Annotated in this window: 28 protein-coding genes, 7 tRNA genes and 1 other RNA gene; 11 read left to right on the top strand and 25 right to left on the bottom strand. The window is 50.9% G+C overall.

Features of this window, described 5'->3' with window-relative positions; all coding sequences use genetic code 11:
* Window positions 1-168: 168 nt before the first annotated feature.
* Window positions 169-1122: a LysR family transcriptional regulator gene (locus QUE34_RS04230; protein ID WP_000679972.1), complete on the top strand. Its 954-nt coding sequence runs from the start codon at window positions 169-171 to the stop codon at window positions 1120-1122.
* Window positions 1123-1162: 40 nt separating this feature from the next.
* Here the strand turns inward: QUE34_RS04230 and pgl are convergent, their stop codons facing one another.
* Window positions 1163-2158, bottom strand: a complete 996-nt coding sequence (gene pgl, locus QUE34_RS04225; protein WP_000815429.1) for a 6-phosphogluconolactonase — start codon at window positions 2156-2158, stop codon at window positions 1163-1165.
* Between the two features lie 154 nt (window positions 2159-2312).
* Between pgl and ybhA the strand changes: the two genes are divergently transcribed.
* A complete protein-coding gene (ybhA, locus tag QUE34_RS04220; protein WP_032302725.1) occupies window positions 2313-3131 on the top strand; it encodes a bifunctional pyridoxal phosphate/fructose-1,6-bisphosphate phosphatase in 819 nt (272 codons plus the stop codon).
* Here the strand turns inward: ybhA and modC are convergent, their stop codons facing one another.
* The 4 genes from modC to acrZ all read right to left on the bottom strand — a co-directional run bounded on the left by modC (window position 3132) and on the right by acrZ (window position 5970).
* On the bottom strand, window positions 3132-4190 hold the full coding sequence (gene modC / locus QUE34_RS04215) for a molybdenum ABC transporter ATP-binding protein ModC (RefSeq protein ID WP_032302724.1): 1059 nt from the start codon (window positions 4188-4190) through the stop codon (window positions 3132-3134).
* Between the two features lie 2 nt (window positions 4191-4192).
* A complete protein-coding gene (modB, locus tag QUE34_RS04210) occupies window positions 4193-4882 on the bottom strand; it encodes a molybdate ABC transporter permease subunit (protein WP_000604034.1) in 690 nt (229 codons plus the stop codon).
* A complete protein-coding gene (gene modA, locus QUE34_RS04205) occupies window positions 4882-5655 on the bottom strand; it encodes a molybdate ABC transporter substrate-binding protein (protein ID WP_032302723.1) in 774 nt (257 codons plus the stop codon). Before modA ends, modB begins: the two co-directional genes overlap by 1 nt.
* Before the next feature lie 165 nt (window positions 5656-5820).
* Window positions 5821-5970, bottom strand: a complete 150-nt coding sequence (gene acrZ / locus QUE34_RS04200) for a multidrug efflux pump accessory protein AcrZ (RefSeq protein WP_032302722.1) — start codon at window positions 5968-5970, stop codon at window positions 5821-5823.
* A 128-nt stretch (window positions 5971-6098) separates the two neighbouring features.
* Here acrZ and modE point away from each other — a divergent pair, with 128 nt between their 5' ends.
* The 7 genes from modE to gpmA all read left to right on the top strand — a co-directional run bounded on the left by modE (window position 6099) and on the right by gpmA (window position 13901).
* Entirely contained in the window at window positions 6099-6887 is a 789-nt protein-coding gene (modE, locus tag QUE34_RS04195; RefSeq protein ID WP_032302721.1) for a molybdenum-dependent transcriptional regulator, read from the top strand.
* A 67-nt stretch (window positions 6888-6954) separates the two neighbouring features.
* Window positions 6955-8427: a molybdate ABC transporter ATP-binding protein ModF gene (gene modF / locus QUE34_RS04190; protein ID WP_000096911.1), complete on the top strand. Its 1473-nt coding sequence runs from the start codon at window positions 6955-6957 to the stop codon at window positions 8425-8427.
* Between the two features lie 260 nt (window positions 8428-8687).
* Complete coding sequence (galE, locus tag QUE34_RS04185; RefSeq protein WP_001265443.1) at window positions 8688-9704, top strand: UDP-glucose 4-epimerase GalE; 1017 nt, start codon at window positions 8688-8690, stop codon at window positions 9702-9704.
* Between the two features lie 9 nt (window positions 9705-9713).
* Window positions 9714-10760, top strand: a complete 1047-nt coding sequence (galT, locus tag QUE34_RS04180; RefSeq protein ID WP_032302718.1) for a galactose-1-phosphate uridylyltransferase — start codon at window positions 9714-9716, stop codon at window positions 10758-10760.
* Window positions 10761-10763: 3 nt separating this feature from the next.
* Complete coding sequence (gene galK / locus QUE34_RS04175) at window positions 10764-11912, top strand: galactokinase (RefSeq protein WP_032302717.1); 1149 nt, start codon at window positions 10764-10766, stop codon at window positions 11910-11912.
* On the top strand, window positions 11906-12946 hold the full coding sequence (galM, locus tag QUE34_RS04170) for a galactose-1-epimerase (RefSeq protein WP_103253295.1): 1041 nt from the start codon (window positions 11906-11908) through the stop codon (window positions 12944-12946). Before galK ends, galM begins: the two co-directional genes overlap by 7 nt.
* A gap of 202 nt (window positions 12947-13148) precedes the next feature.
* The gene (gpmA, locus tag QUE34_RS04165) at window positions 13149-13901 is read left to right on the top strand and encodes a 2,3-diphosphoglycerate-dependent phosphoglycerate mutase (protein ID WP_001295305.1); all 753 of its coding nucleotides are present in this window, start codon (window positions 13149-13151) and stop codon (window positions 13899-13901) included.
* Window positions 13902-14058: 157 nt separating this feature from the next.
* Here the strand turns inward: gpmA and aroG are convergent, their stop codons facing one another.
* Complete coding sequence (aroG, locus tag QUE34_RS04160) at window positions 14059-15111, bottom strand: 3-deoxy-7-phosphoheptulonate synthase AroG (RefSeq protein ID WP_001109196.1); 1053 nt, start codon at window positions 15109-15111, stop codon at window positions 14059-14061.
* Window positions 15112-15426: 315 nt separating this feature from the next.
* Here aroG and QUE34_RS04155 point away from each other — a divergent pair, with 315 nt between their 5' ends.
* On the top strand, window positions 15427-15807 hold the full coding sequence (locus tag QUE34_RS04155) for a YbgS-like family protein (RefSeq protein ID WP_000784342.1): 381 nt from the start codon (window positions 15427-15429) through the stop codon (window positions 15805-15807).
* 113 nt (window positions 15808-15920) lie between these two features.
* Window positions 15921-16862, top strand: a complete 942-nt coding sequence (gene zitB, locus QUE34_RS04150) for a CDF family zinc transporter ZitB (RefSeq protein WP_032183722.1) — start codon at window positions 15921-15923, stop codon at window positions 16860-16862.
* Here zitB and pnuC read toward each other — a convergent pair.
* From pnuC to cydX, 19 genes are all read right to left on the bottom strand, one after another.
* Complete coding sequence (gene pnuC, locus QUE34_RS04145; RefSeq protein ID WP_000345406.1) at window positions 16859-17578, bottom strand: nicotinamide riboside transporter PnuC; 720 nt, start codon at window positions 17576-17578, stop codon at window positions 16859-16861. The two genes, zitB and pnuC, sit on opposite strands and share 4 nt — an antisense overlap.
* Before the next feature lie 37 nt (window positions 17579-17615).
* On the bottom strand, window positions 17616-18659 hold the full coding sequence (gene nadA / locus QUE34_RS04140; protein WP_032302715.1) for a quinolinate synthase NadA: 1044 nt from the start codon (window positions 18657-18659) through the stop codon (window positions 17616-17618).
* 277 nt (window positions 18660-18936) lie between these two features.
* Window positions 18937-19062: non-coding RNA, RtT sRNA (locus tag QUE34_RS04135), on the bottom strand.
* 31 nt (window positions 19063-19093) lie between these two features.
* Window positions 19094-19169 (bottom strand) — tRNA-Lys (locus QUE34_RS04130).
* 132 nt (window positions 19170-19301) lie between these two features.
* Window positions 19302-19377, bottom strand: a tRNA-Lys gene (locus QUE34_RS04125).
* A gap of 146 nt (window positions 19378-19523) precedes the next feature.
* Window positions 19524-19599: transfer RNA gene (locus tag QUE34_RS04120), tRNA-Lys, on the bottom strand.
* A gap of 3 nt (window positions 19600-19602) precedes the next feature.
* Window positions 19603-19678: transfer RNA gene (locus QUE34_RS04115), tRNA-Val, on the bottom strand.
* A gap of 51 nt (window positions 19679-19729) precedes the next feature.
* Window positions 19730-19805 (bottom strand) — tRNA-Lys (locus QUE34_RS04110).
* Window positions 19806-19807: 2 nt separating this feature from the next.
* Window positions 19808-19883, bottom strand: a tRNA-Val gene (locus QUE34_RS04105).
* A gap of 135 nt (window positions 19884-20018) precedes the next feature.
* Window positions 20019-20094 (bottom strand) — tRNA-Lys (locus QUE34_RS04100).
* 164 nt (window positions 20095-20258) lie between these two features.
* A complete protein-coding gene (gene cpoB, locus QUE34_RS04095; RefSeq protein ID WP_032302714.1) occupies window positions 20259-21050 on the bottom strand; it encodes a cell division protein CpoB in 792 nt (263 codons plus the stop codon).
* A gap of 9 nt (window positions 21051-21059) precedes the next feature.
* Window positions 21060-21581, bottom strand: a complete 522-nt coding sequence (gene pal / locus QUE34_RS04090; RefSeq protein WP_001295306.1) for a peptidoglycan-associated lipoprotein Pal — start codon at window positions 21579-21581, stop codon at window positions 21060-21062.
* Between the two features lie 34 nt (window positions 21582-21615).
* Window positions 21616-22908 carry a Tol-Pal system beta propeller repeat protein TolB gene (tolB, locus tag QUE34_RS04085; protein ID WP_001295307.1) on the bottom strand — a complete coding sequence of 431 codons (1293 nt, stop codon included), beginning with the start codon at window positions 22906-22908 and terminating at the stop codon, window positions 21616-21618.
* A 132-nt stretch (window positions 22909-23040) separates the two neighbouring features.
* On the bottom strand, window positions 23041-24306 hold the full coding sequence (gene tolA / locus QUE34_RS04080) for a cell envelope integrity protein TolA (protein WP_032302713.1): 1266 nt from the start codon (window positions 24304-24306) through the stop codon (window positions 23041-23043).
* A 64-nt stretch (window positions 24307-24370) separates the two neighbouring features.
* Window positions 24371-24799: a colicin uptake protein TolR gene (tolR, locus tag QUE34_RS04075; protein WP_000090092.1), complete on the bottom strand. Its 429-nt coding sequence runs from the start codon at window positions 24797-24799 to the stop codon at window positions 24371-24373.
* Window positions 24800-24802: 3 nt separating this feature from the next.
* Complete coding sequence (tolQ, locus tag QUE34_RS04070) at window positions 24803-25495, bottom strand: Tol-Pal system protein TolQ (protein ID WP_000131314.1); 693 nt, start codon at window positions 25493-25495, stop codon at window positions 24803-24805.
* Complete coding sequence (gene ybgC / locus QUE34_RS04065) at window positions 25492-25896, bottom strand: tol-pal system-associated acyl-CoA thioesterase (RefSeq protein WP_137525730.1); 405 nt, start codon at window positions 25894-25896, stop codon at window positions 25492-25494. Before ybgC ends, tolQ begins: the two co-directional genes overlap by 4 nt.
* A gap of 149 nt (window positions 25897-26045) precedes the next feature.
* Window positions 26046-26339: a cyd operon protein YbgE gene (ybgE, locus tag QUE34_RS04060; protein ID WP_000034602.1), complete on the bottom strand. Its 294-nt coding sequence runs from the start codon at window positions 26337-26339 to the stop codon at window positions 26046-26048.
* The gene (gene cydX, locus QUE34_RS04055) at window positions 26339-26452 is read right to left on the bottom strand and encodes a cytochrome bd-I oxidase subunit CydX (protein ID WP_000270282.1); all 114 of its coding nucleotides are present in this window, start codon (window positions 26450-26452) and stop codon (window positions 26339-26341) included. The genes ybgE and cydX overlap by 1 nt, the downstream gene beginning before the upstream one ends.
* Window position 26453 lies beyond the last annotated feature (1 nt).

Genomic DNA, 26453 nt, shown 5'->3' with positions numbered 1-26453 from the left:
TTAAAAACATAACTTATTGCGATATGGTTACATTAAGGGCAAAGCATCTCTAATGACTTTAGCTCAACGATTAATAACATTTTTTCATTAATTTAAGTTGGCTAAATGCAGTTAAAATTTTTAACGGCCTGTCATCCAAAATCGTCGCATCCATTTTTCGGAGTAATAATGAAGCATGAATTATCAAGTATGAAGGCATTTGTCATACTGGCAGAGTCCAGTTCATTTAACAATGCTGCTAAATTACTCAATATTACGCAACCTGCATTAACGCGAAGAATAAAAAAGATGGAAGAGGATTTACATATTCAACTATTTGAGCGTACAACTCGCAAGGTTACGTTAACAAAAGCAGGAAAAAGGTTGCTCCCGGAGGCACGGGAATTAATAAAGAAATTCGATGAAACGCTTTTTAATATTCGTGATATGAATGCTTATCATCGTGGTATGGTGACGTTAGCGTGTATTCCGACCGCAGTATTTTATTTTTTACCACTGGCAATCGGTAAATTTAATGAGCTGTATCCCAATATTAAAGTGCGGATTCTGGAACAAGGCACGAATAATTGCATGGAATCGGTGCTGTGTAACGAATCAGACTTTGGCATAAACATGAACAACGTCACAAATTCATCCATTGATTTTACCCCACTGGTCAACGAGCCGTTTGTGCTGGCCTGTCGGCGTGACCACCCATTAGCCAAAAAGCAGCTTGTAGAATGGCAGGAGTTAGTAGGTTACAAAATGATTGGCGTACGCTCCTCCAGCGGCAACCGACTGCTGATAGAACAGCAACTGGCCGACAAGCCCTGGAAGCTGGATTGGTTTTACGAAGTGCGTCATCTTTCGACGTCGTTAGGACTGGTAGAGGCGGGACTGGGGATTTCAGCGCTTCCTGGTCTTGCAATGCCCCATGCGCCCTATTCTTCCATTATTGGTATCCCGCTGGTGGAACCCGTTATACGTCGGACATTGGGGATTATTCGCCGCAAAGATGCCGTACTTTCTCCGGCTGCAGAACGCTTTTTTGCCTTGCTGATTAATTTATGGACCGACGATAAAGACAACTTGTGGACCAATATCGTCGAACGCCAGAGACATGCGTTACAGGAGATAGGTTAATACTCCGGCGCAGGAGAGACTGCGCCGGGTGAATCAGCGGTTAGTGTGCGTTCACCACTACCCACATTGGCCCCTGCCCGACCGCATAACGGCCTTTTTCATGCAGTAGACCCTGCTCGCCGACAATTTCGTAAACTGAGATGTGGTGAGATTTTTGCCCGGCGGCAATCAGATACTTGCCGCTGTGATCAACATTGAAGCCGCGCGGCTGGGTTTCCGTTGGCTGGAAGCCTTCTTTACTCAACACGCTGCCATCTTCCGAAACGCTGAAAACGGTAATCAGGCTGGCGGTACGGTCGCAGGCGTATAAATGACGACCATCCGGGGTGATATGAATATCAGCCGCCCAACGGGTATCGGAGAAGTCTTCCGGCATCATATCCAGCGTCTGGACACATTCGATATTGCCGTGCGGATCTTTCAGTTCCCAGACATCCACTGAGCTGTTTAACTCATTGACACAATACGCATATTGTTCGTTTGGATGGAATACCATATGACGCGGGCCGGCCCCTTCAACGGTAGTCACTTCCGCAGGGTCCTGCGCCACCAGATGACCATCATCGCTGACCGTAAACAGGCAAATGCGATCCTGCTTTAATGCCGGAACCCACAGCGTACGGTTATCCGGTGAGATATTGGCAGAATGGCAACCGTCCAGCCCCTCGACCACATCGACGACGCCCACTGGCAGGCCATCTTCCAGACGCGTTACGCTCACGTTACCCGCATTGTAAGAACCTACAAAGACAAACTGCCCCTGGTGATCGGTGGAAATATGCGTCGGGCTACCCGGCAGCGCAGACTCTGCGGCAAAGGTCAGTGCGCCATCGTCCGGGGCGATACGATACGCCAGGACGCGAAACTCAGGGCGAACACCAACATAGAGATAACGTTTGTCCGGGCTGACCACCATCGGCTGCACCTGCCCCGGCACATCGACAACCTGTGTCAGCGTCAGTGCGCCTTCATGATTCAGGTTCCAGACGTGAATTTGCTGGCTCTCAGGGCTGGCGATATAAACTGTTTGCTTCATGAATGCTCCTTTGCATTTAGCAACTGACTGTAACAGCTAAAATTAGTCGCTTTTGGCGGTGAATGCTGAATTAAAACGCAGAATTTTGTCCGATAGTGGTATCGGTGTACCATTCGCGCAGACGAAAATTCTTAACCTTAATCTGGAATACGCCATGACCACACGCGTGATTGCACTCGACTTAGACGGCACCTTATTGACCCCGAAAAAAACCTTGCTTCCTTCATCGATAGAAGCCCTGGCCCGCGCTCGCGAAGCAGGCTATCAATTAATCATCGTCACGGGCCGCCATCACGTCGCTATTCATCCTTTTTATCAGGCGCTGGCGCTGGATACACCTGCTATTTGCTGTAATGGCACCTATTTGTATGATTATCATGCAAAAACAGTACTTGAAGCCGATCCAATGCCCGTTAATAAAGCCCTGCAACTCATTGAGATGCTGAATGAACACCACATTCACGGTCTGATGTATGTGGATGATGCAATGGTCTATGAGCACCCGACCGGGCATGTCATTCGCACGTCTAACTGGGCGCAAACCCTGCCGCCGGAACAGCGTCCGACCTTTACCCAGGTTGCTTCACTGGCCGAGACAGCGCAGGAAGTTAACGCAGTATGGAAGTTCGCCCTGACACACGATGACCTGCCGCAATTGCAGCATTTTGGTAAGCATGTTGAACATGAATTGGGACTGGAGTGTGAATGGTCCTGGCACGATCAGGTTGATATTGCCCGCGGTGGTAACAGCAAAGGTAAACGCCTGACGAAATGGGTTGAGGCGCAAGGCTGGTCGATGGAAAACGTCGTCGCATTCGGCGATAATTTTAATGATATCAGTATGCTGGAAGCCGCTGGTACAGGCGTGGCGATGGGCAACGCTGATGACGCAGTAAAAGCGCGTGCCAACATTGTGATTGGTGATAACACCACCGACAGCATTGCCCAGTTCATTTATAACCACCTGATTTAATCAGGCGGTTATCGAGACACTTTTAATTTGCGCGTATAGCCACAGGCCAGGTTTGATCGCCAGTTCATCCCTGGCCCACGGGCTTATTCGCGCCCACAGCGTTTTACCGCCGACTTCCAATTCCACTTCCACCTGACCGTTGTCGTCATAGCTATTGACGACTTTGGCGCGCAGCACATTGCGGATGCTGGTTTGTTGCGGCGGTTGTAAAACCAGAGAAACATCGGAAGCCTGGATGCGGATGCGTAGCGCGGCTTGCAGCGGTTCATCCAGCTTATTAACCCACAAATGCTGATCGCCCAGCGCCAGCGCGGTCATCGCGTAATGCGGATGATGTTCCAGTACCGTTACTTTCAGAATGCTGCTTTGTTGCTCTTTCGGCAACCATGGATTCATTACGCTACTGCCCCAGACTTCTTCCAGCGCACCGAACGCTTTCACCTGGCCGTTTTCCAGTACCATCACTCGGTCTGCCAGATGGAGGATCTCATCCAGCGAATGGCTGACATAGAGCATTGGAATGTTGATTTCCCGCGTCAACCGTTGCAGATAAGGCAATAGCTCGCGTTTTCGCGGAAGATCCAGCGAGGCCAGTGGTTCATCCAGCAACAGCAATTCCGGTGCTGTCAGCAAAGCCCGCCCAATCGCCACACGCTGTTTTTCGCCTCCGGACAGGCTGCCTGGTAAACGGTCAAGCAACGGTTCAATGCCTAAAAGCGCCACCAGCTTATCGAACTGATCGGCCATGCTTTTCGCCATGCCGTAGCGCAGATTTCCACGTACTTTGTAATGCGGAAACAGCCGCGCATCCTGAAACACATAACCAACGCGACGCTTTTCTGGCGAAAGGCAGATCCCTTTTTCGGCGTCATTTAGTACCCGACCATTGAGGACAATCCGCCCTTTTTGCGGACGTGTCAGCCCACTGATGGCATTAATCAGCGAGGTTTTTCCGGCACCAGAGACGCCAAAGATAGCGGTGATACCATTGGCGGGCAGCGTTTCATTAATGGCCAGGCAATGATTGCCCAACGTCTGGGAAAAATTCAGTTCCAGCATGATTAGCGCCCCGCCCGTTCACGGCTGATTCTGGCCAGCCATTCAGAAATCAACAGGGAGATCATCGCCAGCGCAATAGAGATAATGCACAGTCTCGCCGCGCCACTTTCCCCGCCGGGAGTCTGGATCAGGGTATACATGGCAGAAGGAATGGTTCGCGTTTCACCAGGAATGTTAGAAACAAAGGTTATGGTTGCCCCAAACTCACCGAGCGAACGAGCGAATGCCAGTACCGTACCGACGATAATTCCCGGTAGGGTCAGCGGTAACGTGATAGTAAAGAACACGCGCCAGCGCCCTGCCCCCAATGTTCTTGCGGCCTGTTCCAGTTTGACATCAACCCCTTCCAGCGCCAGACGAATTGCCCGCACCATCAACGGAAACGACATCACGGCGGCAGCGAGAACCGCGCCACGCCAGCTAAAGGCGAAGGTAATGCCAAACCAGTCATACAGACGTTCACCGATAAATCCGCGCCGTCCCATCGAAACTAATAACAAGTAACCGACGACCACGGGCGGTAACACCAGCGGTAGATGCAGTACGCTATCGAGCAGAGCTTTGCCCGGAAATGTGCAACGCACCAGTAACCAGGCAAAAAAGATCCCAAACGGCAGGCTAAACAGCACAGCCAGGGAAGAAACTTTCAGGCTTAATAAAACCGCCTGCCATTCTGGATCGGTCAGTATCATTACTTGGTTGTAAATCCGTAGCGTTTAAAAATTTCCGCAGCCTGCGGTCCCTTCAGATAATCATAAAATGCTTTTACTGTCGCATTGTTATGTCCTTCCACAACAGCAACCGGATATTCCACTTTTTTATGTGAATCTTCCGGGAAGGTGGCAACCACTTTTACCCCTTTGCTGGCAACAGCGTCAGAACCGTAAACAATACCCAGCGGCGCTTCATTGCGTTCGACCAACGCCAGCGCGCCACGAACATCTTCCGCCGGAGCCAGTTTCGGGGAGAGCGTATCCCATGCGCCCAGTTTTTGCAGTGCTTCTTTTGCATAAATGCCAGCGGGAACATGTTCCGGATCACCAACCGCCAGGCGACCGCCATTCAGCAGCGAAGTCCAGTTGGTTTTGCTGTCAATGGAGAAATCTTTCTGCTCGCTGGCTTTCGGTGCTACAACAACCAGGCTATTACCGAGTAGAGTCTGACGCGAGGCCGTATCGATCGCTTTTTTATCAACCGCATAATCCATCCATTTCTGATCGGCAGAAATAAACAGATCCGCAGGCGCACCCGCTTCAATCTGACGGGCCAGGGTAGAAGACGAGGCGAAAGAAGAGACGATATCTACGCCTTTCTCTTTTTTATACTGCGTAGCGATGTCCTGCATTGCGTTAGTCAGTGATGCGGCGGCGAACACCGTGATTTTTCCTTCATCTGCCAGTACATTGCCAGCAACAGCGAAAGAGAATGCCGCCCCGGCAAACAAGTTCAACCATTTACGAGCCATTGGTAACCCCTTAATGTGACGTTATGTAGGCGACAATATAACGGCAAGTTCAGAATTTTCCCAGCAGTTATTGCTAACCTTTGTGAGGTTGATGAAAAAAATATCGGCAGGAAAAGCAGGAAGTTGAGAAAAAGAAAATGCCCGACTAAGCGGGCATTCAGAGAATCAATGATTTTGTCCGGGCTGGTCTTTTTTACCAACACCAGAAAAGATGTTGAATACTTCACCAAGACCGTAAATCAGACCCAGGATGATGGCCATCACGATAGGTACCATGATTACGGCGAATACCAGACTTTTTAATAACTCTAACATGGTCAACTCCAGATATAGTCATGAGACTATTCTAACCGCTAAGCACAGAAAAGCACTCCCCTTTTGTGCGGTCAGCTTTGCGTGGCGTTCGTTTTCCGTCACAATAAGACTTTTGCCAGGACATTGTTATGCAGGCCGAAATCCTTCTCACCCTTAAGCTCCAACAAAAATTATTCGCCGACCCGCGCCGCATTTCGTTACTAAAACACATTGCGCTTTCCGGTTCCATTAGCCAGGGAGCGAAAGATGCCGGTATCAGCTATAAAAGCGCCTGGGATGCCATTAACGAGATGAATCAGTTAAGTGAGCATATTCTGGTTGAGCGCGCAACAGGCGGTAAAGGTGGCGGCGGCGCAGTACTGACCCGCTATGGTCAGCGACTGATTCAGCTCTATGATTTACTGGCGCAAATCCAGCAAAAAGCCTTTGATGTGTTAAGTGACGATGACGCCTTGCCGCTGAACAGCCTGCTGGCCGCGATCTCACGTTTTTCACTGCAGACCAGTGCCCGTAACCAGTGGTTTGGCACCATCACCGCCCGCGATCATGATGACATTCAACAACATGTTGATGTCTTACTGGCCGATGGCAAAACACGCCTTAAAGTCGCGATTACCGCACAAAGTGGCGCACGTCTGGGACTGGATGAAGGCAAAGAAGTGTTGATTCTGCTGAAAGCGCCGTGGGTGAACATTACTCAGGATGACACTGTCGCCCAGGGTGCCGACAACCAATTGCCGGGCATTATTCGTCATATAGAGCGCGGTGCAGAACAGTGCGAAGTATTAATGGCGTTACCTGACGGGCAAACTCTGTGCGCCACGGTGCCGGTAAATGAAGCAGCTTCTCTTGAACAAGGGCAGAATGCCACGGCTTACTTTAACGCCGACAGCGTGATTATCGCTACGCTTTGCTAAGCGTGTTGACAATTTGTTATGAAACACGTATCCCTGTCAGTAATCGCTGCAAAAAATGGGATATAAAATGTCATCGTTGCAAATTTTGCAAGGCACGTTTCGTCTTAGCGACACAAAAACGCTGCAATTGTCTCAGCTAACGTTAAACGCGGGTGATAGTTGGGCGTTTGTCGGTTCGAATGGAAGCGGGAAGTCGGCGCTGGCCCGCGCGCTGGCGGGGGAACTTCCGCTTTTGAAAGGTGAACGACAAAGTCAGTTTTCCCACATCACTCGTCTCTCCTTCGAGCAATTGCAAAAGCTCGTCAGCGACGAATGGCAACGGAATAACACCGATATGCTCGGCCCTGGCGAAGATGACACCGGACGCACTACGGCTGAAATCATTCAGGATGAAATTAAGGATGCACAGCGTTGTGCGCAGTTGGCGCAGCAGTTCGGCATTACCGCCCTTCTCGACCGACGCTTTAAATACCTTTCCACTGGCGAGACGCGAAAAACCCTGCTGTGTCAGGCGCTGATGTCGGAGCCAGACTTGTTGATTCTTGATGAGCCGTTCGATGGCCTGGATGTTGCCTCACGTCAGCAGCTGGCTGAGCGACTCGCCTCGTTACATCAGTCCGGTATTACCCTGGTACTGGTGCTCAATCGCTTCGATGAGATCCCGGAATTTGTCCAGTTTGCTGGCGTGCTGGCGGATTGCACGTTAGCGGAAACTGGCGCTAAAGAGGAACTGCTCCAACAAGCACTCGTCGCGCAACTGGCGCATAGCGAACAGCTTGAAGGTGTGCAACTGCCGGAGCCAGATGAACCTTCAGCACGTCACGCCTTACCTGCCAACGAACCGCGCATTGTGCTGAACAACGGCGTGGTTTCTTATAACGATCGCCCCATTCTTAATAACCTTAGCTGGCAGGTGAATCCAGGCGAGCACTGGCAAATTGTCGGGCCAAATGGCGCGGGAAAATCGACGCTATTAAGCCTGATTACAGGCGATCATCCGCAAGGTTACAGCAACGATTTAACACTTTTCGGACGACGTCGCGGCAGCGGCGAAACCATCTGGGATATCAAAAAGCATATCGGTTACGTCAGCAGTAGTTTGCATCTGGATTACCGGGTCAGCACTACCGTGCGTAATGTGATCCTTTCTGGCTATTTTGATTCGATTGGCATTTATCAGGCCGTTTCAGATCGCCAGCAAAAACTGGTGCAGCAGTGGCTGGATATTCTCGGCATTGATAAACGCACGGCTGACGCTCCTTTCCATAGTCTTTCCTGGGGACAGCAGCGTCTGGCGCTGATCGTTCGCGCACTGGTGAAGCATCCGACTTTGCTTATTCTTGATGAACCTTTACAGGGCCTTGATCCACTCAATCGCCAGCTTATCCGCCGTTTTGTTGATGTGCTGATTAGCGAAGGTGAAACGCAATTATTGTTTGTTTCACACCACGCCGAAGATGCGCCCGCCTGTATTTCACATCGTCTTGAGTTCGTGCCGGACGGTGACCTCTATCGTTATGCGCTGACAAAAATAAACTGAGTCGGTAATGCTGACTGTACCGGAGGCGGCCTAAGCGCCCTCTCCGGCCTAAAGTTCGACGCATCCAGGCATGAAACCGCGACTTTTTTCAGATAAAAAGCGCAATCATTCATAAACCCTCTGTTTTATAATCACTTAATCGTGCATAAAGAACGGCTAAATTCTTGTGTAAACGATTCCACTAATTTATTCCATGTCACACTTTTCGCATCTTTGTTATGCTATGGTTATTTCATACCATAAGCCTAATGGAGCGAATTATGAGAGTTCTGGTTACCGGTGGTAGCGGTTACATTGGAAGTCATACCTGTGTGCAATTACTGCAAAACGGTCATGATGTCATCATTCTTGATAACCTCTGTAACAGTAAGCGCAGCGTACTGCCTGTTATCGAGCGTTTAGGCGGCAAACATCCAACGTTTGTTGAAGGCGATATCCGTAACGAAGCGTTGATGACCGAGATCCTGCACGATCACGCTATCGACACCGTGATCCACTTCGCCGGGCTGAAAGCCGTTGGCGAATCGGTACAAAAACCGCTTGAATATTACGACAACAATGTCAACGGTACTCTGCGCCTGATTAGCGCCATGCGCGCCGCTAACGTCAAAAACTTTATCTTCAGCTCCTCCGCCACCGTTTATGGCGATCAGCCCAAAATTCCATACGTTGAAAGCTTCCCGACCGGCACACCACAAAGTCCTTACGGCAAAAGCAAGCTGATGGTGGAACAGATCCTCACCGATCTGCAAAAAGCCCAGCCGGACTGGAGCATTGCCCTGCTGCGCTATTTCAACCCGGTTGGCGCGCATCCGTCGGGTGATATGGGCGAAGATCCGCAAGGTATTCCGAATAACCTGATGCCATACATCGCCCAGGTTGCTGTAGGCCGTCGCGACTCGCTGGCGATTTTTGGTAACGATTATCCGACCGAAGATGGTACTGGCGTGCGTGATTACATCCACGTAATGGATCTGGCGGATGGACACGTCGTGGCGATGGAAAAACTGGCGAACAAGCCAGGCGTACACATCTACAACCTCGGCGCTGGCGTAGGCAGCAGCGTGCTGGACGTGGTGAATGCCTTCAGTAAAGCCTGCGGCAAACCGGTTAACTATCATTTTGCACCGCGTCGCGAGGGCGATCTTCCGGCCTACTGGGCGGACGCCAGCAAAGCCGACCGTGAACTGAACTGGCGCGTAACGCGCACACTCGATGAAATGGCGCAGGACACCTGGCACTGGCAGTCACGCCATCCACAGGGATATCCCGATTAAGGAACGACCATGACGCAATTTAACCCCGTTGATCATCCACATCGCCGCTACAACCCGCTCACCGGGCAATGGATTCTGGTTTCACCGCACCGCGCTAAGCGCCCCTGGCAGGGGGCGCAGGAAACGCCAGCCAAACAGGTGTTACCTGCGCACGATCCAGATTGCTTCCTCTGCGCAGGTAATGTGCGGGTGACAGGCGATAAAAACCCCGACTACACTGGGACTTACGTTTTCACTAATGACTTTGCGGCCTTGATGTCTGACACGCCAGATGCGCCAGAAAGCAACGATCCTTTGATGCGTTGTCAGAGCGCGCGCGGTACCAGCCGGGTGATCTGCTTTTCACCGGATCACAGTAAAACGCTGCCAGAACTGAGCGTTGCGGCTTTGACGGAAATCGTCAAAACCTGGCAGGAGCAAACCGCAGAACTGGGGAAAACATACCCGTGGGTGCAGGTCTTTGAAAACAAAGGCGCGGCGATGGGCTGCTCTAACCCGCATCCGCACGGACAGATTTGGGCAAATAGCTTCCTGCCTAACGAAGCTGAGCGCGAAGATCGCCTGCAAAAAGAATATTTTGCCGAGCAAAAATCGCCAATGCTGGTGGATTATGTTCAGCGCGAGCTGGCAGACGGTAGCCGTACCGTTGTCGAAACCGAACACTGGTTAGCCGTTGTGCCTTACTGGGCTGCCTGGCCGTTCGAAACGCTACTGCTGCCCAAAGCCCACGTTTTGCGGATCACCGATTTGACCGACGCCCAGCGCAGCGATTTGGCGCTGGCGTTGAAAAAGCTGACCAGTCGTTATGACAACCTCTTCCAGTGCTCCTTCCCCTACTCTATGGGCTGGCACGGCGCGCCATTTAATGACGAAGAGAATCAACACTGGCAGCTGCACGCGCACTTTTATCCGCCTCTGTTGCGCTCCGCCACCGTACGTAAATTTATGGTTGGTTATGAAATGCTGGCAGAGACCCAGCGAGACCTGACCGCAGAACAGGCAGCAGAGCGTTTGCGCGCAGTCAGCGATATCCATTTTCGCGAATCCGGAGTGTAAGTAATGAGTCTGAAAGAAAAAACACAATCTCTGTTTGCCAATGCATTTGGCTACCCTGCCACTCATACCATTCAGGCGCCTGGCCGCGTGAATCTTATTGGCGAACACACCGACTACAACGACGGTTTCGTTCTGCCCTGCGCAATTGATTATCAAACCGTCATTAGCTGTGCGCCACGTGATGACCGTAACGTTCGCGTGATGGCAGCCGATTATGAAAATCAGCTTGACGAGTTTTCCCTTGATGCGCCCATTGTCGCTCATGAAAACTATCAATGGGCTAACTACGTCCGTGGCGTGGTGAAACATCTGCAACTGCGTAACAACAGCTTCGGCGGCGTGGACATGGTGATCAGCGGCAATGTGCCGCAGGGTGCCGGGTTAAGTTCTTCCGCTTCACTGGAAGTCGCGGTTGGAACCGTATTGCAGCAGCTTTATCATCTGCCGCTGGACGGCGCACAAATCGCACTTAACGGCCAGGAAGCAGAAAACCAGTTTGTTGGCTGTAACTGTGGGATCATGGATCAGCTAATTTCCGCGCTCGGCAAGAAAGATCATGCCTTGCTGATCGATTGCCGCTCACTGGGCGCCAAAGCGGTTTCTATGCCGAAAGGTGTGGCTGTGGTCATCATTAACAGTAACTTCAAACGTACCCTGGTCGGCAGCGAATACAACACCCGTCGTGAACAGTGCGAAACCGGTGCGCGTTTCTTCCAGCAGCCGGCCCTGCGCGATGTCACCATTGAAGAGTTCAACGCTGTTGCGCATGAACTGGACCCGATCGTGGCGAAACGCGTGCGTCATATCCTGACTGAAAACGCCCGTACCGTTGAAGCAGCCAGCGCACTGGAGCAAGGCGACCTGAAACGTATGGGCGAGTTGATGGCGGAGTCTCATGCTTCTATGCGCGATGATTTCGAAATCACCGTGCCGCAAATTGACACTCTGGTAGAAATCGTCAAAGCTGTGATTGGCGACAAAGGTGGCGTACGCATGACCGGCGGCGGATTTGGCGGCTGTATCGTCGCACTGATCCCGGAAGAGCTGGTGCCTGCCGTACAGCAGGCTGTCGCTGAACAATATGAAGCAAAAACAGGTATTAAAGAGACTTTTTACGTTTGTAAACCATCACAAGGAGCAGGACAGTGCTGAACGAAACTCCCGCACTGGCACCCGATGGTCAGCCGTACCGACTGTTAACTTTGCGTAACAACGCAGGGATGGTAGTCACGCTGATGGACTGGGGTGCGACTTTACTTTCCGCCCGTATTCCGCTTTCCGATGGCAGCGTCCGCGAGGCGCTGCTCGGCTGCGCCAGCCCGGAATGCTATCAGGATCAGGCCGCGTTTCTGGGGGCCTCTATTGGTCGTTATGCAAACCGTATCGCCAATAGTCGTTATACCTTTGACGATGAAACCGTGACGCTTTCGCCAAGTCAGGGCGTTAACCAGCTGCACGGCGGCCCGGAAGGGTTCGACAAACGTCGCTGGCAGATTGTGAATCAGAACGATCGTCAGGTGCTATTTGCCCTGAGTTCAGAAGATGGCGATCAGGGCTTTCCGGGTAATCTCGGCGCGACAGTGCAATATCGTCTGACCGACGATAACCGTATCTCCATTACTTATCGCGCCACAGTTGATAAACCTTGCCCGGTGAATATGACTAACCACGTCTATTTCAACCTCGACGGCGAGCAGTCTGACGTACGCAATCACAAGCTGCAGATTCTGGCAGACGAATATCTGCCGGTTGATGAAGCCGGCATTCCGCACGACGGTCTGAAATCTGTCGCCGGAACGTCTTTTGATTTCCGCAGCGCCAAAATCATCGCCAGTGAATTTCTTGCCGACGACGATCAGCGCAAAGTGAAAGGTTACGATCATGCGTTCTTGTTACAGGCTAAAGGCGATGGCAAGAAAGTGGCGGCGCATGTCTGGTCAGCAGATGAAAAATTGCAACTGAAGGTCTACACCACCGCTCCGGCTCTGCAATTCTACTCCGGCAACTTCCTCGGCGGCACACCGTCGCGGGGAACCGAACCTTATGCCGACTGGCAAGGGCTGGCGTTGGAAAGCGAGTTTCTGCCGGACAGCCCAAACCACCCTGAATGGCCGCAACCGGACTGCTTCCTGCGTCCTGGCGAAGAGTATTCCAGCCTGACTGAATATCAGTTTATTGCTGAATAACTTTAAGCCCTCGTCATGAGGGCTTTATCCTTATATTGCTCAAATCACCAGCAAACACCGACATATTTGCAACTCAATATTCACAACAACCTTACACTGCGACACTATTTTCGCTATGGTTATGCGTAAGCATTGCCGTTGCTTCGTCACGGCAATATAATGAGAATTATTATCATTAAAAGATGGTTTGAGGAGTAAGTATATGGCTGTAACTAAGCTGGTTCTGGTTCGTCATGGCGAAAGTCAGTGGAACAAAGAAAACCGTTTTACCGGTTGGTACGACGTGGATCTGTCTGAGAAAGGCGTAAGCGAAGCAAAAGCAGCTGGTAAGCTGCTGAAAGAGGAAGGTTACAGCTTTGATTTTGCTTACACCTCTGTGCTGAAACGCGCTATCCATACCCTGTGGAATGTGCTGGACGAACTGGATCAGGCATGGCTGCCCGTTGAGAAATCCTGGAAACTGAACGAACGTCACTACGGTGCGTTGCAGGGTCTGAACAAAGCGGAAACTGCTGAAAAGTATGGCGACGAGCAGGTGAAACAGTGGCGTCGTGGTTTTGCGGTAACTCCGCCGGAACTGACTAAAGATGATGAGCGTTATCCGGGCCACGATCCACGTTACGCGAAGCTGAGCGAGAAAGAGCTGCCACTGACGGAAAGCCTGGCGCTGACCATTGACCGCGTGATCCCTTACTGGAATGAAACTATTCTGCCGCGAATGAAGAGCGGTGAGCGCGTGATCATCGCCGCACACGGTAACTCGTTACGTGCGCTGGTGAAATATCTCGATAATATGAGCGAAGAAGAGATTCTTGAGCTGAATATCCCGACTGGCGTGCCACTGGTTTATGAATTCGACGAGAATTTCAAACCGCTGAAACGCTATTATCTGGGTAATGCTGACGAGATCGCGGCGAAAGCAGCGGCCGTTGCTAACCAGGGTAAAGCGAAGTAAACGTCATTCGCTTAAAAATGAGAAAGCCGACTGCAAGTGAGTCGGCTTTTTTGTTGCTAACAATGGAGCACATTGCCTGATGCGACGCTGCGCGTCTTGTCAGGCCTACGGTGATTCATCGGATAACCACTGTGACGGCGCATCCGACAATTAAACTTTACCCGCGACGCGCTTTTACTGCATTCGCCAGTTGACGTAACAGGGCATCGGTATCTTCCCAGCCAATGCAGGCATCGGTGATGCTCTTGCCATAGGCCAGCGGTTCCCCACTCTCGAGGCTCTGATTGCCTTCCACCAGATGGCTTTCCACCATCACGCCAATAATGGCCTTTTCGCCACCGGCAATCTGCTGGCAAACGTCAGCACAAACATCCATCTGCTTTTTGAATTGTTTCGACGAGTTAGCATGGCTGAAATCGATCATCACCTGTGCTGGCAGGCCTGCTTTGTTCAGCCCTTCTTTCACTTCAGCAACGTGCTTCGCGCTGTAGTTAGGCTCTTTACCGCCGCGCAGAATGATATGGCAATCGCCGTTACCGCTGGTGTTCACGATCGCCGAATGCCCCCATTTCGTTACGGACAGGAAGCAGTGCGGCGCACCGGCGGCATTAATAGCATCGATAGCCACTTTAATCGTACCGTCGGTGCCATTTTTGAAGCCGACCGGACAAGAAAGCCCAGACGCAAGTTCGCGGTGCACCTGCGATTCCGTTGTACGTGCGCCAATTGCTCCCCAGCTCATCAGGTCCGCGAGATATTGCGGGGTGATCATATCCAGGAATTCACCCGCTGCTGGCAGACCGCTGTCGTTAATATCGAGCAGTAATTTACGGGCAATACGCAGACCGTCGTTGATCTGGAAGCTGTTATCCATATGCGGATCGTTAATCAGCCCTTTCCAGCCCACTGTGGTACGCGGCTTTTCAAAGTAGACGCGCATTACGATTTCCAGCTCATCTTTCAGCTCTTCACGCAGCGCCAGCAAGCGAGTGGCATACTCTTTAGCCGCGACGGGATCATGAATAGAACACGGACCAATCACCACCAACAGGCGATCATCATTACCTTTCAGGATCTTATGGATCGCTTTTCGGGCATGGGCGACCGTATTCGCGGCATTTTCAGTAGCAGGGAATTTTTCCAGCAATGCGACAGGAGGAAGTAACTCTTTGATTTCTTTGATGCGTAAATCGTCGTTCTGATAATTCATGTCTGTTCCAGTGTTGCCATACTTATCTTAGTGAATGCAATACTTCCAATCTATATCTTCCGTCAGAATGTGTAAACGGGGTTTTACACTATGAACGGATTAATCCTGGAATTAGCAAGAAAAACGCCAGATTGTCGCGAAAAACGAGATCTCTCCTACAATTTCTAACTGTAACTCCTTTGTTTGTTAATTATTTCAAGATTCTCTGCTGCGTTTTATAACCTGGCTGAAATCTTAAACCATTGCCTTATATTCACCTGCAAATGCACTGTTGGAAGAGGTTATCCGACATAACGACCATAACAGGAGCATCCTATGAAAATGACAAAACTGGCCACACTATTTCTGACTGCCACTCTAAGCCTTGCCAGCGGTGCCGCACTGGCTGCCGATAGCGGAGCGCAAAGCAATAACGGCCAGGCAAACGCCGCAGCTGATGCGGGCCAGGTAGCCCCTGATGCCCGTGAAAATGTCGCGCCAAATAACGTCGACAATAACGGGGTAAATACCGGTTCTGGCGGCACAATGCTGCATCCGGATGGTTCTTCAATGAACAATGACGGCATGACCAAAGATGAAGAGCACAAAAACACCATGTGCAAAGATGGTCGCTGCCCGGATATCAATAAAAAAGTCCAAACCGGTGATGGCATCAACAATGATGTCGATACCAAAACCGACGGTACCACGCAGTAACCCTGCGAAATAGCCAATAATGGGAGAGCGGAGTCTCTCCCTTTTAATTTTTCCCTTCTAAAAGCAGTATGATGTCATAAAGTTAAGTGAGAATAATTAAGGGATGACTCGTCATGGCGCACTCACACTCACACACGTCCTCACACCTGCCAGAAGATAATAATGCTCGTCGCTTGTTGTATGCTTTCGGCGTGACTGCCGGGTTTATGCTCGTAGAAGTCATTGGTGGTTTTCTTTCCGGTTCTCTGGCATTGCTGGCCGATGCGGGTCATATGTTGACCGATACTGCCGCCCTGCTTTTCGCCCTACTCGCAGTGCAATTTTCCCGTCGTCCTCCCACCATTCGCCACACTTTCGGTTGGCTAAGATTGACCACGCTCGCGGCGTTTGTGAATGCCATCGCCCTGGTGGTGATTACTATTTTGATTGTCTGGGAGGCGATAGAACGCTTCCGCACGCCGCGTCCGGTCGAGGGCGTCATGATGATGGCAATTGCCGTGGCTGGGCTACTGGCAAATATACTTTCTTTCTGGTTACTTCATCACGGCAGCGAAGAGAAAAACCTCAACGTGCGAGCAGCGGCACTGCATGTCCTCGGGGACCTTCTGGGTTCGGTTGGAGCTATTATTGCCGCGTTGATTATTATCTGGACCGGCTGGACACCTGCTGACCCCATTCTCTCAATACTGGTGTCGCTTCTGGTTCTGCGTAGCGCGTGGCGACTGTTGAAAGATAGCGTGAATGAATTACTTGAAGGTGCACCGGTATCGCTGGATATCGCCGAACTGAAGCGTCGTATGTGCCGGGAAATCCCTGAAGTCCGCAATGTGCACCATGTACATGTATGGATGGTAGGCGAGAAGCCGGTGATGACGCTGCATGTGCAGGTGATCCCGCCACACGATCACGATGCCTTGTTAGATCAGATCCAACACTACCTGATGGATCACTATCAGATTGAGCACGCCACTATTCAGATGGAATATCAACCTTGTCATGGGCCAGACTGCCACCTGAATGAAGGGGTGTCTGGCCATTCACATCATCATCATTAATGGGACAGCGCGCGTGAACCTCTTTCGCGTGCGCTGTTGATCCACATCCGGCTGCCGTTGAGGGCAATAAAGGTCAGGATGATGTACTCCAGAGACATGGCGTAAACGCCCTGAAGTGCAAAAATAACGACGCTAATCACGTTAATAATCACCCACAATAGCCAGTTTTCCACATACTTACGCGTCATCAGAATCATTGCCACGATAGATAACACCATCATGCATGAATCCCAGAACGGGAAAGCGTCCGGCTGTAGTTCAGGCATCGCAACCTGTAATCCTAATGCTTGCATGATCATGACTGCCACGCGGGTCAAAAATGCAAACACCGGATTGATAAATACCGTCATCAGACCAATCGAAACAACGCAAACCGCCAACCAGCTGAGCGCCTTCGGCAATGGCAACCAGCGAATTTTCAACTCCGCCTCGTTCTGACTGGTTTGTCGCGACCACGCATACCAACCGTAAATATTCGCGGCAAAGAAAAACACCTGTAATAGCAGGCTGGCATACAGCTGAATCTGAAAGAAAATAATGCCAAACAAGGTGACGTTGATCAGGCCAAAGAAGTAGTTGCTGATCTTCTCCAGACTGGCAAGGCCAATACACAGCAACCCGGCGATCGTGCCTACCGCTTCGATCCATGAGAGATCATAACCGCCTGCTCCTATTGGTATATGTACCAGGATATTCTGCACACTAAAAAAATCCATCTTTCCCCCAAAGCGTAACGTGACGCCTTATTATTAGTTATCCACGTAGTGTAGCCGCAAAATCCAGCATACGATTGAGCGGCACCAGCGCCTTCTCTCGCAGCTTTTCCTCAACATGAACCTCGTGATTGCTTCCTTCCTGTTCTAATGCCTCTGCGATGGCCTGAAGGCCATTCATGGCCATCCACGGACAATGCGCGCAGCTGCGGCAGGTTGCGCCCTCACCCGCGGTTGGTGCTTCCAGTAACTCTTTATCTGGCACCGCCTGCTGCATTTTGTAGAAAATACCCCGATCGGTTGCCACGATAAGTCGCTGATGTGGCAATGTTTTCGCAGCAGCGATCAGTTGACTGGTGGAACCGACCGCATCCGCCATATCTACAATAGCTTGCGGTGATTCTGGATGCACCAGTATGGCAGCATCCGGGTATTCTTCTTGCAAGCGGGTTAACGCCTGAGTCTTAAACTCATCATGCACAATGCAGGCACCCTGCCAGCATAAAATGTCTGCGCCCGTCTGTTTTTGCACGTAACGCCCCAGATGTTTGTCGGGTGCCCAGATGATTTTTTCACCCAAACTATCCAGATGATCAATAAGTTCGACGGCAATGCTTGAAGTTACCACCCAATCTGCGCGCGCTTTTACCGCAGCAGAAGTGTTGGCGTAGACGACGACAGTACGATCGGGATGGGCATCGCAAAATGTGTTAAATTCTTCAACAGTGCAGCCGAGATCCAGTGAACATTCAGCCTGAAGTGTCGGCATCAGAATTGTTTTTTCTGGACTGAGGATTTTGGCGGTTTCTCCCATAAATCTCACCCCAGCGACTAACAATGTAGAAGCGGGATGCTTTGCACCGAAGCGCGCCATTTCCAGAGAATCAGAAATACATCCACCCGTTTCTTCTGCCAGTTGTTGAATTTCGGGATCGGTATAGTAGTGGGCAACCATCACCGCATTACGTTCTTTTAGCAAACGTTTTATCTTCTCGCGGTAATACGCTTTTTCATCAATGCTTAACGGCGTCGGCTTCGGGGGGAAAGGATAAATCGCCGCTTCAGGATCAAACATCACGCTCATCTTACCATCTCGTTTTACATGCTTAACGTTAACACCGACTTAAGCGTGACATTCGCTATTATCGGCGCAATTTGTTTTATATGCTAAACAAGATAGTCGAATGGTGAGGAAAAGTCACTCGAATTACGTATGAGATGACGAATGCCACACTTTGCGTCTTATTCCTCCGACGTAGAGTCGTTTACGCAGCAAGCGCGGAGTATGTCATCAGGGTCAGAATTGAAATTGAGAGATGCCTGAATAGCAAAAAAGCGCCTTTAGGGCGCTTTTTTTACATTGGTGGGTCGTGCAGGATGACTCGCTTCGCTCGCCCTTCGGGCCGTCGCCGCGAGCGGCTCCGTTGTTTCGCTACGCTCAACTCGAACCTGCTGCAGGTTCGAATCTTTGAATATCCCAGATAGCAAAAAAGCGCCTTTAGGGCGCTTTTTTTACATTGGTGGGTCGTGCAGGATTCGAACCTGCGACCAATTGATTAAAAGTCAACTGCTCTACCAACTGAGCTAACGACCCCTTGCGGGATTATGCTGCTTTAATCATTCAGGATGGTGGGTCGTGCAGGATGACTCGACTTCGTCTCGCCCTTCGGGCCGTTGCTGACGCAACGTTATCCTTCACGTTCTCTACCAGTAACCACCTTTAAATTGGTGGGTCGTGCAGGATTCGAACCTGCGACCAATTGATTAAAAGTCAACTGCTCTACCAACTGAGCTAACGACCCATACGGGTGTTACCTGAATGATTTCTACTCGGAACCAATCTTTAAGATTAGTGGGTCGTGCAGGATGACTCGCTTCGCTCGCCCTACGGGCCGTTGCTGACGCATCGTTATCCTTCACGCTTAACATCTGAGTTTGATGTTAAAACTGGTGGGTCGTGCAGGATTCGAACCTGCGACCAATTGATTAAAAGTCAACTGCTCTACCAACTGAGCTAACGACCCGAGTGGTGGGTGATGACGGGATCGAACCGCCGACCCCCTCCTTGTAAGGGAGGTGCTCTCCCAGCTGAGCTAATCACCCGATACTGCGCTGGATACTACAAACTACTTCCACCGAACCCACCGTAATTAGTGGTGGGTCGTGCAGGATTCGAACCTGCGACCAATTGATTAAAAGTCAACTGCTCTACCAACTGAGCTAACGACCCGGTGGTGGGTGATGACGGGATCGAACCGCCGACCCCCTCCTTGTAAGGGAGGTGCTCTCCCAGCTGAGCTAATCACCCGATACTACGCTGGATACTACAACTAACTAGGTTAGTGGTGGGTCGTGCAGGATGACTCGACTTCGTCTCGCCCTTCGGGCCGTTGCTGACGCAACGTTATCCTTCACGTTTTACTACCGCTTCCACCTTAGCGATTGGTGGGTCGTGCAGGATTCGAACCTGCGACCAATTGATTAAAAGTCAACTGCTCTACCAACTGAGCTAACGACCCACTTTTTCGTTGCTTTCGGTTTGTTTGATATCCCGTGGCAACGGCGGCATATATTACTGATTTCAGACTTGAGCGCAACAAAAATTTCGATGCAGATCACTCAACTGCTTATGATTCGCACGACACGACCAGAAATAATGCGACTTCTGGTCGTGTGTTATGCATTACATCGCGTTCAGACGTTTTTGTGCCTGTTTAGCGCCATCAGTACCAGGGTATTTACTGATAACCTGCTGGTATACGGCTTTCGCTTTTGCGGTGTCACCTTTGTCCTGCATGATGACGCCGACTTTAAACATCGCATCTGCAGCCTTCGGTGACTTCGGATAGTTTTTCACTACCGAAGCAAAATAATACGCCGCATCATCTTTTTTACCCTTGTTGTAGTTTAACTGACCCAGCCAATAATTGGCGTTTGGCAGGTAAGTTGAATCAGGGTAATTTTTGATGAAATTCTGAAATGCCACCATTGCGTCATCCTGGCGGGATTTATCCTGCACCAGCGCAATAGCTGCATTGTAATCCGTGTTTGCATCACCGCTTTTCACCGGCGCGCCAGCATTCGCAGTACCAGCATCAGCTGTCGGCGTCGTTGATGCCGCCGCACCGCTATGATCGCCGCTGGTTGATTGCGCCGCTGCACCACCGCTGCTGAGGCTATCGATCTGCAACAGGATCTGCTTTTGCCGCTCCACGACCTGATTCAGTTGATACTGATTTTCCTGAATCTGACCACGCAGGGAATCAATATCGGATTGATTATCAGAGAGTTGTTGCTGGAGTTGGGTTAAAAGCTGGCTGTGAGCATTAGAAATACGCTCAAGTTGAGTGACGCGGTCTTCGACCGAGCCTGAGCCGACACTACTGATTGGTGCCTGAGCAAAAGCGGCCCAGGGGGCCGCTATACCAACCAGTAACGACAGACTCAATAGTTGATGTCTGAAGTTACTGCTCATGCAATTCTCTTAGTAAACCAGTACCGCACGACGGTTTTTGGAGTATGCCGCTTCGTCATGACCCAGTACTGCAGGTTTTTCTTTACCGTAAGAAACGATGGAGATCTGGTCTGCAGAAACGCCTTTACCCTGCAGGTACATCTTAACGGCGTTCGCACGACGTTCACCCAGGGAGATGTTGTATTCCGGAGTACCACGTTCGTCCGCGTGACCTTCTACGGTGACTTTGTAAGACGGGTTGCTACGCAGGAAGTTTGCGTGTGCATCCAGCATTTGAGCGAAGTCAGAACGGATATCGTACTTGTCCAGATCGAAGTAAACGATGTTGTTCTGCTGCAGCTGTTGCATTTGCAGACGAGCCTGCTCTTCGGAAGACATGTTGCCATTGCCGCCGTTCGCATCCATACCAGTGCCGGCACCCAGCATGCCTTCGCTGCCGTCATTGCTGGCGTTCTTGTTGGAAGAACATGCCGCAATTGCCATAACAGGCAGAGCAATCATCAGCCCTTTCAGCACTTTGTTCAGTTGCATTTCAATGATTCCTTTACTATTCAATTAATTATTATCACAGATACGGCGACCAGGCAGGGAATTTTACCTGTCCATCAGTTGCCGGAAGACGCGCTTTGAAACGCCCATCTGTAGAAACCAAATTCAGCACGGATCCCATCCCCTGAGAAGAGCTGTAGATTACCATAGTGCCGTTAGGTGCCAGACTTGGCGTTTCATCCAGGAACGTGGACGACAGAACTTGTACGCCTCCCGTTGCCAGATCTTGTTTGGCAATGTGCTGCTGCCCACCATTGGAGCTGACCATTACCATAAATTTACCGTCGCTGCTGACATCCGCATCCTGGTTCTGCGAACCTTCCCAGGTAATACGTTGTGGCGCACCGCCGTTGATATTCACTTTATAAACCTGCGGACGACCGGCCTGGTCAGAAGTAAATGCCAGGTTCTGGCTGTCCGGGAACCAGGTCGGTTCGGTATTGTTACTGCGACCATCAGTCACCTGGCGGATCTGACCAGAAGCCAAATCCATTACGTACAGGTTCAGGCTACCGGTTTTCGACAAGGCGAATGCCAGTTTGCTGCCGTCTGGCGAGAATGCAGGTGCACCGTTGTGACGCGGGAATGAAGCCACCTGACGTACAGCGCCATTTGCCAGCGTTTGGATGACCAGCGCGGAACGACCGCTTTCGAAGGTCACATAAGCCAGTTTAGAACCGTCTGGTGACCACGCCGGAGACATCAGCGGCTGCGGTGAACGGTGAACGACAAATTGGTTGTAACCGTCATAGTCAGATACGCGCAGTTCATACGGGAACTGACCGCCGTTGGTCTGAACAACGTAGGCAATACGGGTACGGAACGCACCTTTAATGCCGGTCAGTTTTTCAAATACTTCGTCACTGGCGGTATGACCAGCATAACGCAGCCACTGCTTGTTCACTTTGTACGAGTTCTGAGCAAGTACAGTACCCGGTGCGCCGCCAGTGTCAACCAGCTGATAAGCAACATTGTAAGAGCCGTCCGGATTCGGAGTGACCTGGCCGACAACCACAGCGTCAATGCCCAGCGCAGACCATGCTGCTGGTTGTACTTCCTGTGCACTACCCGGCTGCTGTGGCAGACGAGCGCGATCTAATGGATTAAATTTACCGCTGTTACGCAAGTCAGCAGCAACGATGCCGCCAATATCTTCAGGTGCAGCACCAGGACCCGCCCACTGGAAAGGAACTACGCCAATAGGACGACCGGAATCTACACCGCTGTCGATCACAATGCGGACTTCAGCGTGCAGAACTGATGCCCACAGTATGAGAAAACCAAATGCTACTCGTAATGCCTGCTTCATCATATCTCCCTTATCTGGACCGATGGCCCACGATAATTTAGCAGAATGTTAACAAACTAAAATACACAAAACTACCAGAACCCCGTGTCAACCGGTGCCTGATGTTGACCGTTGGAACAATCAACATCGTGATTACGGTTTGAAGTCCAATGGCGCATTTTTGAACACTTCATATACTGCCTGGCTTGGTGGTTTCGGGATCTTCGCAAGTTTAGCTGCTGCCAACGCAGCCTGACAAAGTGCGGGATCGCCACCTTCAGGTTTGATATCCAGTAACATACCATCGGGTGCCAGTTTTATGCGCAGCGTACAGGTCTTGCCTGCATAGGACGATGCGTCATAGAACTTACTTTCGATAGCAGATTTAATCTGCCCGGCATAGTTATTGATATCGGCCCCTGATGCGCCATTGTTTTTAGTATTACCACTCCCGGCAGGCGAAGCATTGTTCCCTTTCGCCCCTCCCCCCGTTTTCGGTGCATTCTTACCAGAGCTTAGCTCACCGAAAATATCATCTGCCTCTGCGGCAGCTTTTGCTGCAGCGGCTTTTTCAGCTGCAGCTTTTGCCGCTGCCGCTTTTTTGTCTGCGGCGGCTTTTTCTGCCGCTGCTTTCTTATCAGCTGCTGCCTTTTCAGCAGCCGCTTTTTCTGCTGCTTTTTTGTCGGCTGCAGCTTTCTCTGCCGCTGCTTTCTTATCAGCTGCAGCCTTTTCAGCAGCCGCTTTCTTCTCAGCTTCTGCCTTGGTTTTTTCAGCAGCTTCAGTTGCCGCTTTTTTTCTTGCTTCAGCTGCAGCTGCTTCTGCCGCTTCCGCTTTCTTCTTCAGCGCCGCAGCGGCTGCTTCGGCTTTTTTCTGCGCTTCGGCTGCGGCTTTGGCGGCTTCTGCTTCTGCTTTTTTCTTCGCGTCTGCAGCCGCTTTCTTCGCTGCTTCTTCCGCAGCTTTTGCATCCGCTTCAGCCTTCGCTTTAGCATCTGCCGCCGCTTTCGCTGCCGCCTCTTCCGCTTGCTTCTGCTTTAACTCGGCCTGTTTTGCGGCTTCTTCAGCCTGCTTTTTCTGCTCCTGAGCCGCTAACCGCTCTTTCTCAAGTTGCTTCAGGCGTTCCTGTTCAGCCGCTTGTTTCTCACGCAGTTCTTCCGCAGCCTGCTGTTCCTTCATCTTGCGCTGCTCATCAGAACGCTTCGCGCTTGATTCCTGGCTTTGCATGCGTTTGTACTGCTCAACTACCGCACCTGAATCAACCATTACAGCGTCGATGGACGAACCACCGCCGCCTCCGGCTGAAGCTTCTATATTCTCATCGAACGAACTCCAGATCAGCGCCGCAAATAAGATGACATGCAGCACTGCTGAAATAATTATCGCCCGCTTGAGCTTGTCGTTTTGTTCGGTTGCCTTTGACACTCTCGGTTTCCAAAAACTGTTCGCCTGTTACCCGCTCTCTTTCAAGCTAGGGAAACGCAGATGTTTAGATAGGCTGCGTCATTAAACCAACCGATTTCACACCCGCACTATGTAACAAGTTCAGTGCTTTAATTATTTCATCGTAAGGCACATCTTTTGCGCCACCGATCAGAAAGACCGTTTTCGGGTTGGCCTTGAAACGGCTGGACACTTCCGCCACCACCTGCTCTGGTGGTAAACGCTCCAGGCGATCTTTCTCAACCATCACGGTGTACTGACCAATACCAGACACTTCAACAATCACTGGCGGATTATCGTTACTGCTCACCGCCTGTGATTCAGTAGCGTCTGGCAGATCGACCTCCACGCTCTGGGTGATGATGGGCGCTGTCGCCATAAAGATCAGCAACAGCACCAGCAGTACGTCCAGCAACGGTACAATGTTGATTTCGGACTTGAGATCGCGACGACCTCGTCCACGCGCTCTGGCCATGGCTTACCCCTTGTTGCTCTCGCTAACGGTAAACGCCTGGCGGTGCAGAATCGCGGTAAACTCTTCCATAAAGTTGTCGTAATTCAGTTCCAGTTTGTTTACGCGCTGGTTGAGGCGGTTATAAGCCATTACCGCCGGAATTGCGGCGAACAGACCAATTGCCGTCGCAATCAACGCTTCTGCGATACCGGGCGCAACCATTTGCAGTGTTGCTTGTTTTACCGCCCCGAGGGCGATAAAGGCGTGCATGATCCCCCAGACCGTACCAAACAGACCAATATACGGGCTGATGGAGCCAACCGTACCGAGGAACGGAATGTGCGTTTCCAGATTTTCAAGTTCACGGTTCATGGAAATACGCATCGCTCGCGACGCCCCTTCCACTACGGCTTCCGGCGCATGGCTATTGGCACGATGTAGGCGCACAAACTCTTTGAACCCGCTGTAAAAGATTTGTTCCGAACCGGTCAGATTATCCCGTTTCCCCTGGCTCTCTTGATAGAGGCGAGAAAGTTCGATTCCAGACCAGAATTTATCTTCAAACGCTTCGGCTTCGCGCGCCGCTGCGTTAAGAATACGGGTCCGCTGGATAATAATGGCCCAGGATGCGATTGAAAAACCAATCAAAATCAACATGATAAGTTTAACCAGAAGGCTAGCCTTCAGGAACAAATCAAGGATATTCATGTCAGTCACTGCTTAAACTCCGCGACAATAGACTTGGGAAGCGCACGAGGCTTCATTTTGAGTGGGTCAACGCAAACAACCAGAACCTCTGCTTCATTCAGCAAAGTATTCTCGGCGTTGACAATACGTTGCGTGAAAACCAAAGAGGTGCCACGCATTGATGTTATTTCAGTCTGTATTCCGAGCATATCGTCGAGCCGCGCAGGTGCATAATATTCCACCGTCATTTTACGCACCACAAAGGCAACGCGTTCAGCCATCAGCGCCTGCTGACTGAAGTGATGATGACGCAGCATCTCTGTGCGTGCTCTTTCATAAAAAGCGACGTAACTGGCGTGGTACACCACACCACCGGCATCGGTATCTTCATAGTAGACGCGAACCGGCCATCGAAACAGCGTTGTATTCACTTTACATCCCGGTAATGCAACAAAAGTTAGAGCTTTTAAACGCTGCTACTATACGCGCGCGATTGAGGTTTGGGAATGAGGGCAAGTTAAGGGAGCGTAAAAATTTATGGGCCTGAAGCGGCCCATAAATTTTTAAAGAGAATTCTGATTTAAAAGAAGAAGAAAATCAGCCCGACAATGAGAACAATATCGGCAAGCAAAGGGCAAAAAATCCCTTGCCAGAGAACCTTCTGCGGACGAAAGCCCACGCCGTGAATAACACCAGCACAGACGGCCCACATCAGCAATAAACCATGCCAGATTTCCAGTTCACTGGTCTTCGCGGCGAAACGTGACGGGTCCCAAAACATACATCCTGCTAACAGAAGCGCCATCACGAAGGAAAGCGCCCGCAGGGGGCGCTTGTCCATTACCGCATACAAGGTTGCGATAATCTTACTCATCAGATGTCTTCTTGACCGGCTTTGCCTGATTCGACGTGCTCAAGCGCCAGCGCGGTGATTACCCCAAATGAACAGGCAAGAAGCGTTCCCAGAATCCATGCGAAATACCACATT

Origin of the sequence: Escherichia sp. KS167_9B, from assembly GCF_030295215.1 — a bacterium.
GTDB classification, from domain to species: Bacteria; Pseudomonadota; Gammaproteobacteria; order Enterobacterales; family Enterobacteriaceae; genus Escherichia; species Escherichia coli_F.
This window is presented reverse-complemented; position numbering and strand designations above follow the sequence as displayed.

Excerpts from the sequence above, each read along its gene's own strand:
- QUE34_RS04230 (WP_000679972.1), top strand. The coding sequence starts at position 169 with ATGAAGCATGAATTATCAAGTATGAAGGCATTTGTCATACTGGCAGAG.
- pgl (WP_000815429.1), bottom strand. The coding sequence starts at position 2,158 with ATGAAGCAAACAGTTTATATCGCCAGCCCTGAGAGCCAGCAAATTCAC.
- ybhA (WP_032302725.1), top strand. The coding sequence starts at position 2,313 with ATGACCACACGCGTGATTGCACTCGACTTAGACGGCACCTTATTGACC.
- modC (WP_032302724.1), bottom strand. The coding sequence starts at position 4,190 with ATGCTGGAACTGAATTTTTCCCAGACGTTGGGCAATCATTGCCTGGCC.
- modB (WP_000604034.1), bottom strand. The coding sequence starts at position 4,882 with ATGATACTGACCGATCCAGAATGGCAGGCGGTTTTATTAAGCCTGAAA.
- modA (WP_032302723.1), bottom strand. The coding sequence starts at position 5,655 with ATGGCTCGTAAATGGTTGAACTTGTTTGCCGGGGCGGCATTCTCTTTC.
- acrZ (WP_032302722.1), bottom strand. The coding sequence starts at position 5,970 with ATGTTAGAGTTATTAAAAAGTCTGGTATTCGCCGTAATCATGGTACCT.
- modE (WP_032302721.1), top strand. The coding sequence starts at position 6,099 with ATGCAGGCCGAAATCCTTCTCACCCTTAAGCTCCAACAAAAATTATTC.
- modF (WP_000096911.1), top strand. The coding sequence starts at position 6,955 with ATGTCATCGTTGCAAATTTTGCAAGGCACGTTTCGTCTTAGCGACACA.
- galE (WP_001265443.1), top strand. The coding sequence starts at position 8,688 with ATGAGAGTTCTGGTTACCGGTGGTAGCGGTTACATTGGAAGTCATACC.
- galT (WP_032302718.1), top strand. The coding sequence starts at position 9,714 with ATGACGCAATTTAACCCCGTTGATCATCCACATCGCCGCTACAACCCG.
- galK (WP_032302717.1), top strand. The coding sequence starts at position 10,764 with ATGAGTCTGAAAGAAAAAACACAATCTCTGTTTGCCAATGCATTTGGC.
- gpmA (WP_001295305.1), top strand. The coding sequence starts at position 13,149 with ATGGCTGTAACTAAGCTGGTTCTGGTTCGTCATGGCGAAAGTCAGTGG.
- aroG (WP_001109196.1), bottom strand. The coding sequence starts at position 15,111 with ATGAATTATCAGAACGACGATTTACGCATCAAAGAAATCAAAGAGTTA.
- QUE34_RS04155 (WP_000784342.1), top strand. The coding sequence starts at position 15,427 with ATGAAAATGACAAAACTGGCCACACTATTTCTGACTGCCACTCTAAGC.
- zitB (WP_032183722.1), top strand. The coding sequence starts at position 15,921 with ATGGCGCACTCACACTCACACACGTCCTCACACCTGCCAGAAGATAAT.
- pnuC (WP_000345406.1), bottom strand. The coding sequence starts at position 17,578 with ATGGATTTTTTTAGTGTGCAGAATATCCTGGTACATATACCAATAGGA.
- nadA (WP_032302715.1), bottom strand. The coding sequence starts at position 18,659 with ATGAGCGTGATGTTTGATCCTGAAGCGGCGATTTATCCTTTCCCCCCG.
- cpoB (WP_032302714.1), bottom strand. The coding sequence starts at position 21,050 with ATGAGCAGTAACTTCAGACATCAACTATTGAGTCTGTCGTTACTGGTT.
- pal (WP_001295306.1), bottom strand. The coding sequence starts at position 21,581 with ATGCAACTGAACAAAGTGCTGAAAGGGCTGATGATTGCTCTGCCTGTT.
- tolB (WP_001295307.1), bottom strand. The coding sequence starts at position 22,908 with ATGAAGCAGGCATTACGAGTAGCATTTGGTTTTCTCATACTGTGGGCA.
- tolR (WP_000090092.1), bottom strand. The coding sequence starts at position 24,799 with ATGGCCAGAGCGCGTGGACGAGGTCGTCGCGATCTCAAGTCCGAAATC.
- ybgE (WP_000034602.1), bottom strand. The coding sequence starts at position 26,339 with ATGAGTAAGATTATCGCAACCTTGTATGCGGTAATGGACAAGCGCCCC.
- cydX (WP_000270282.1), bottom strand. The coding sequence starts at position 26,452 with ATGTGGTATTTCGCATGGATTCTGGGAACGCTTCTTGCCTGTTCATTT.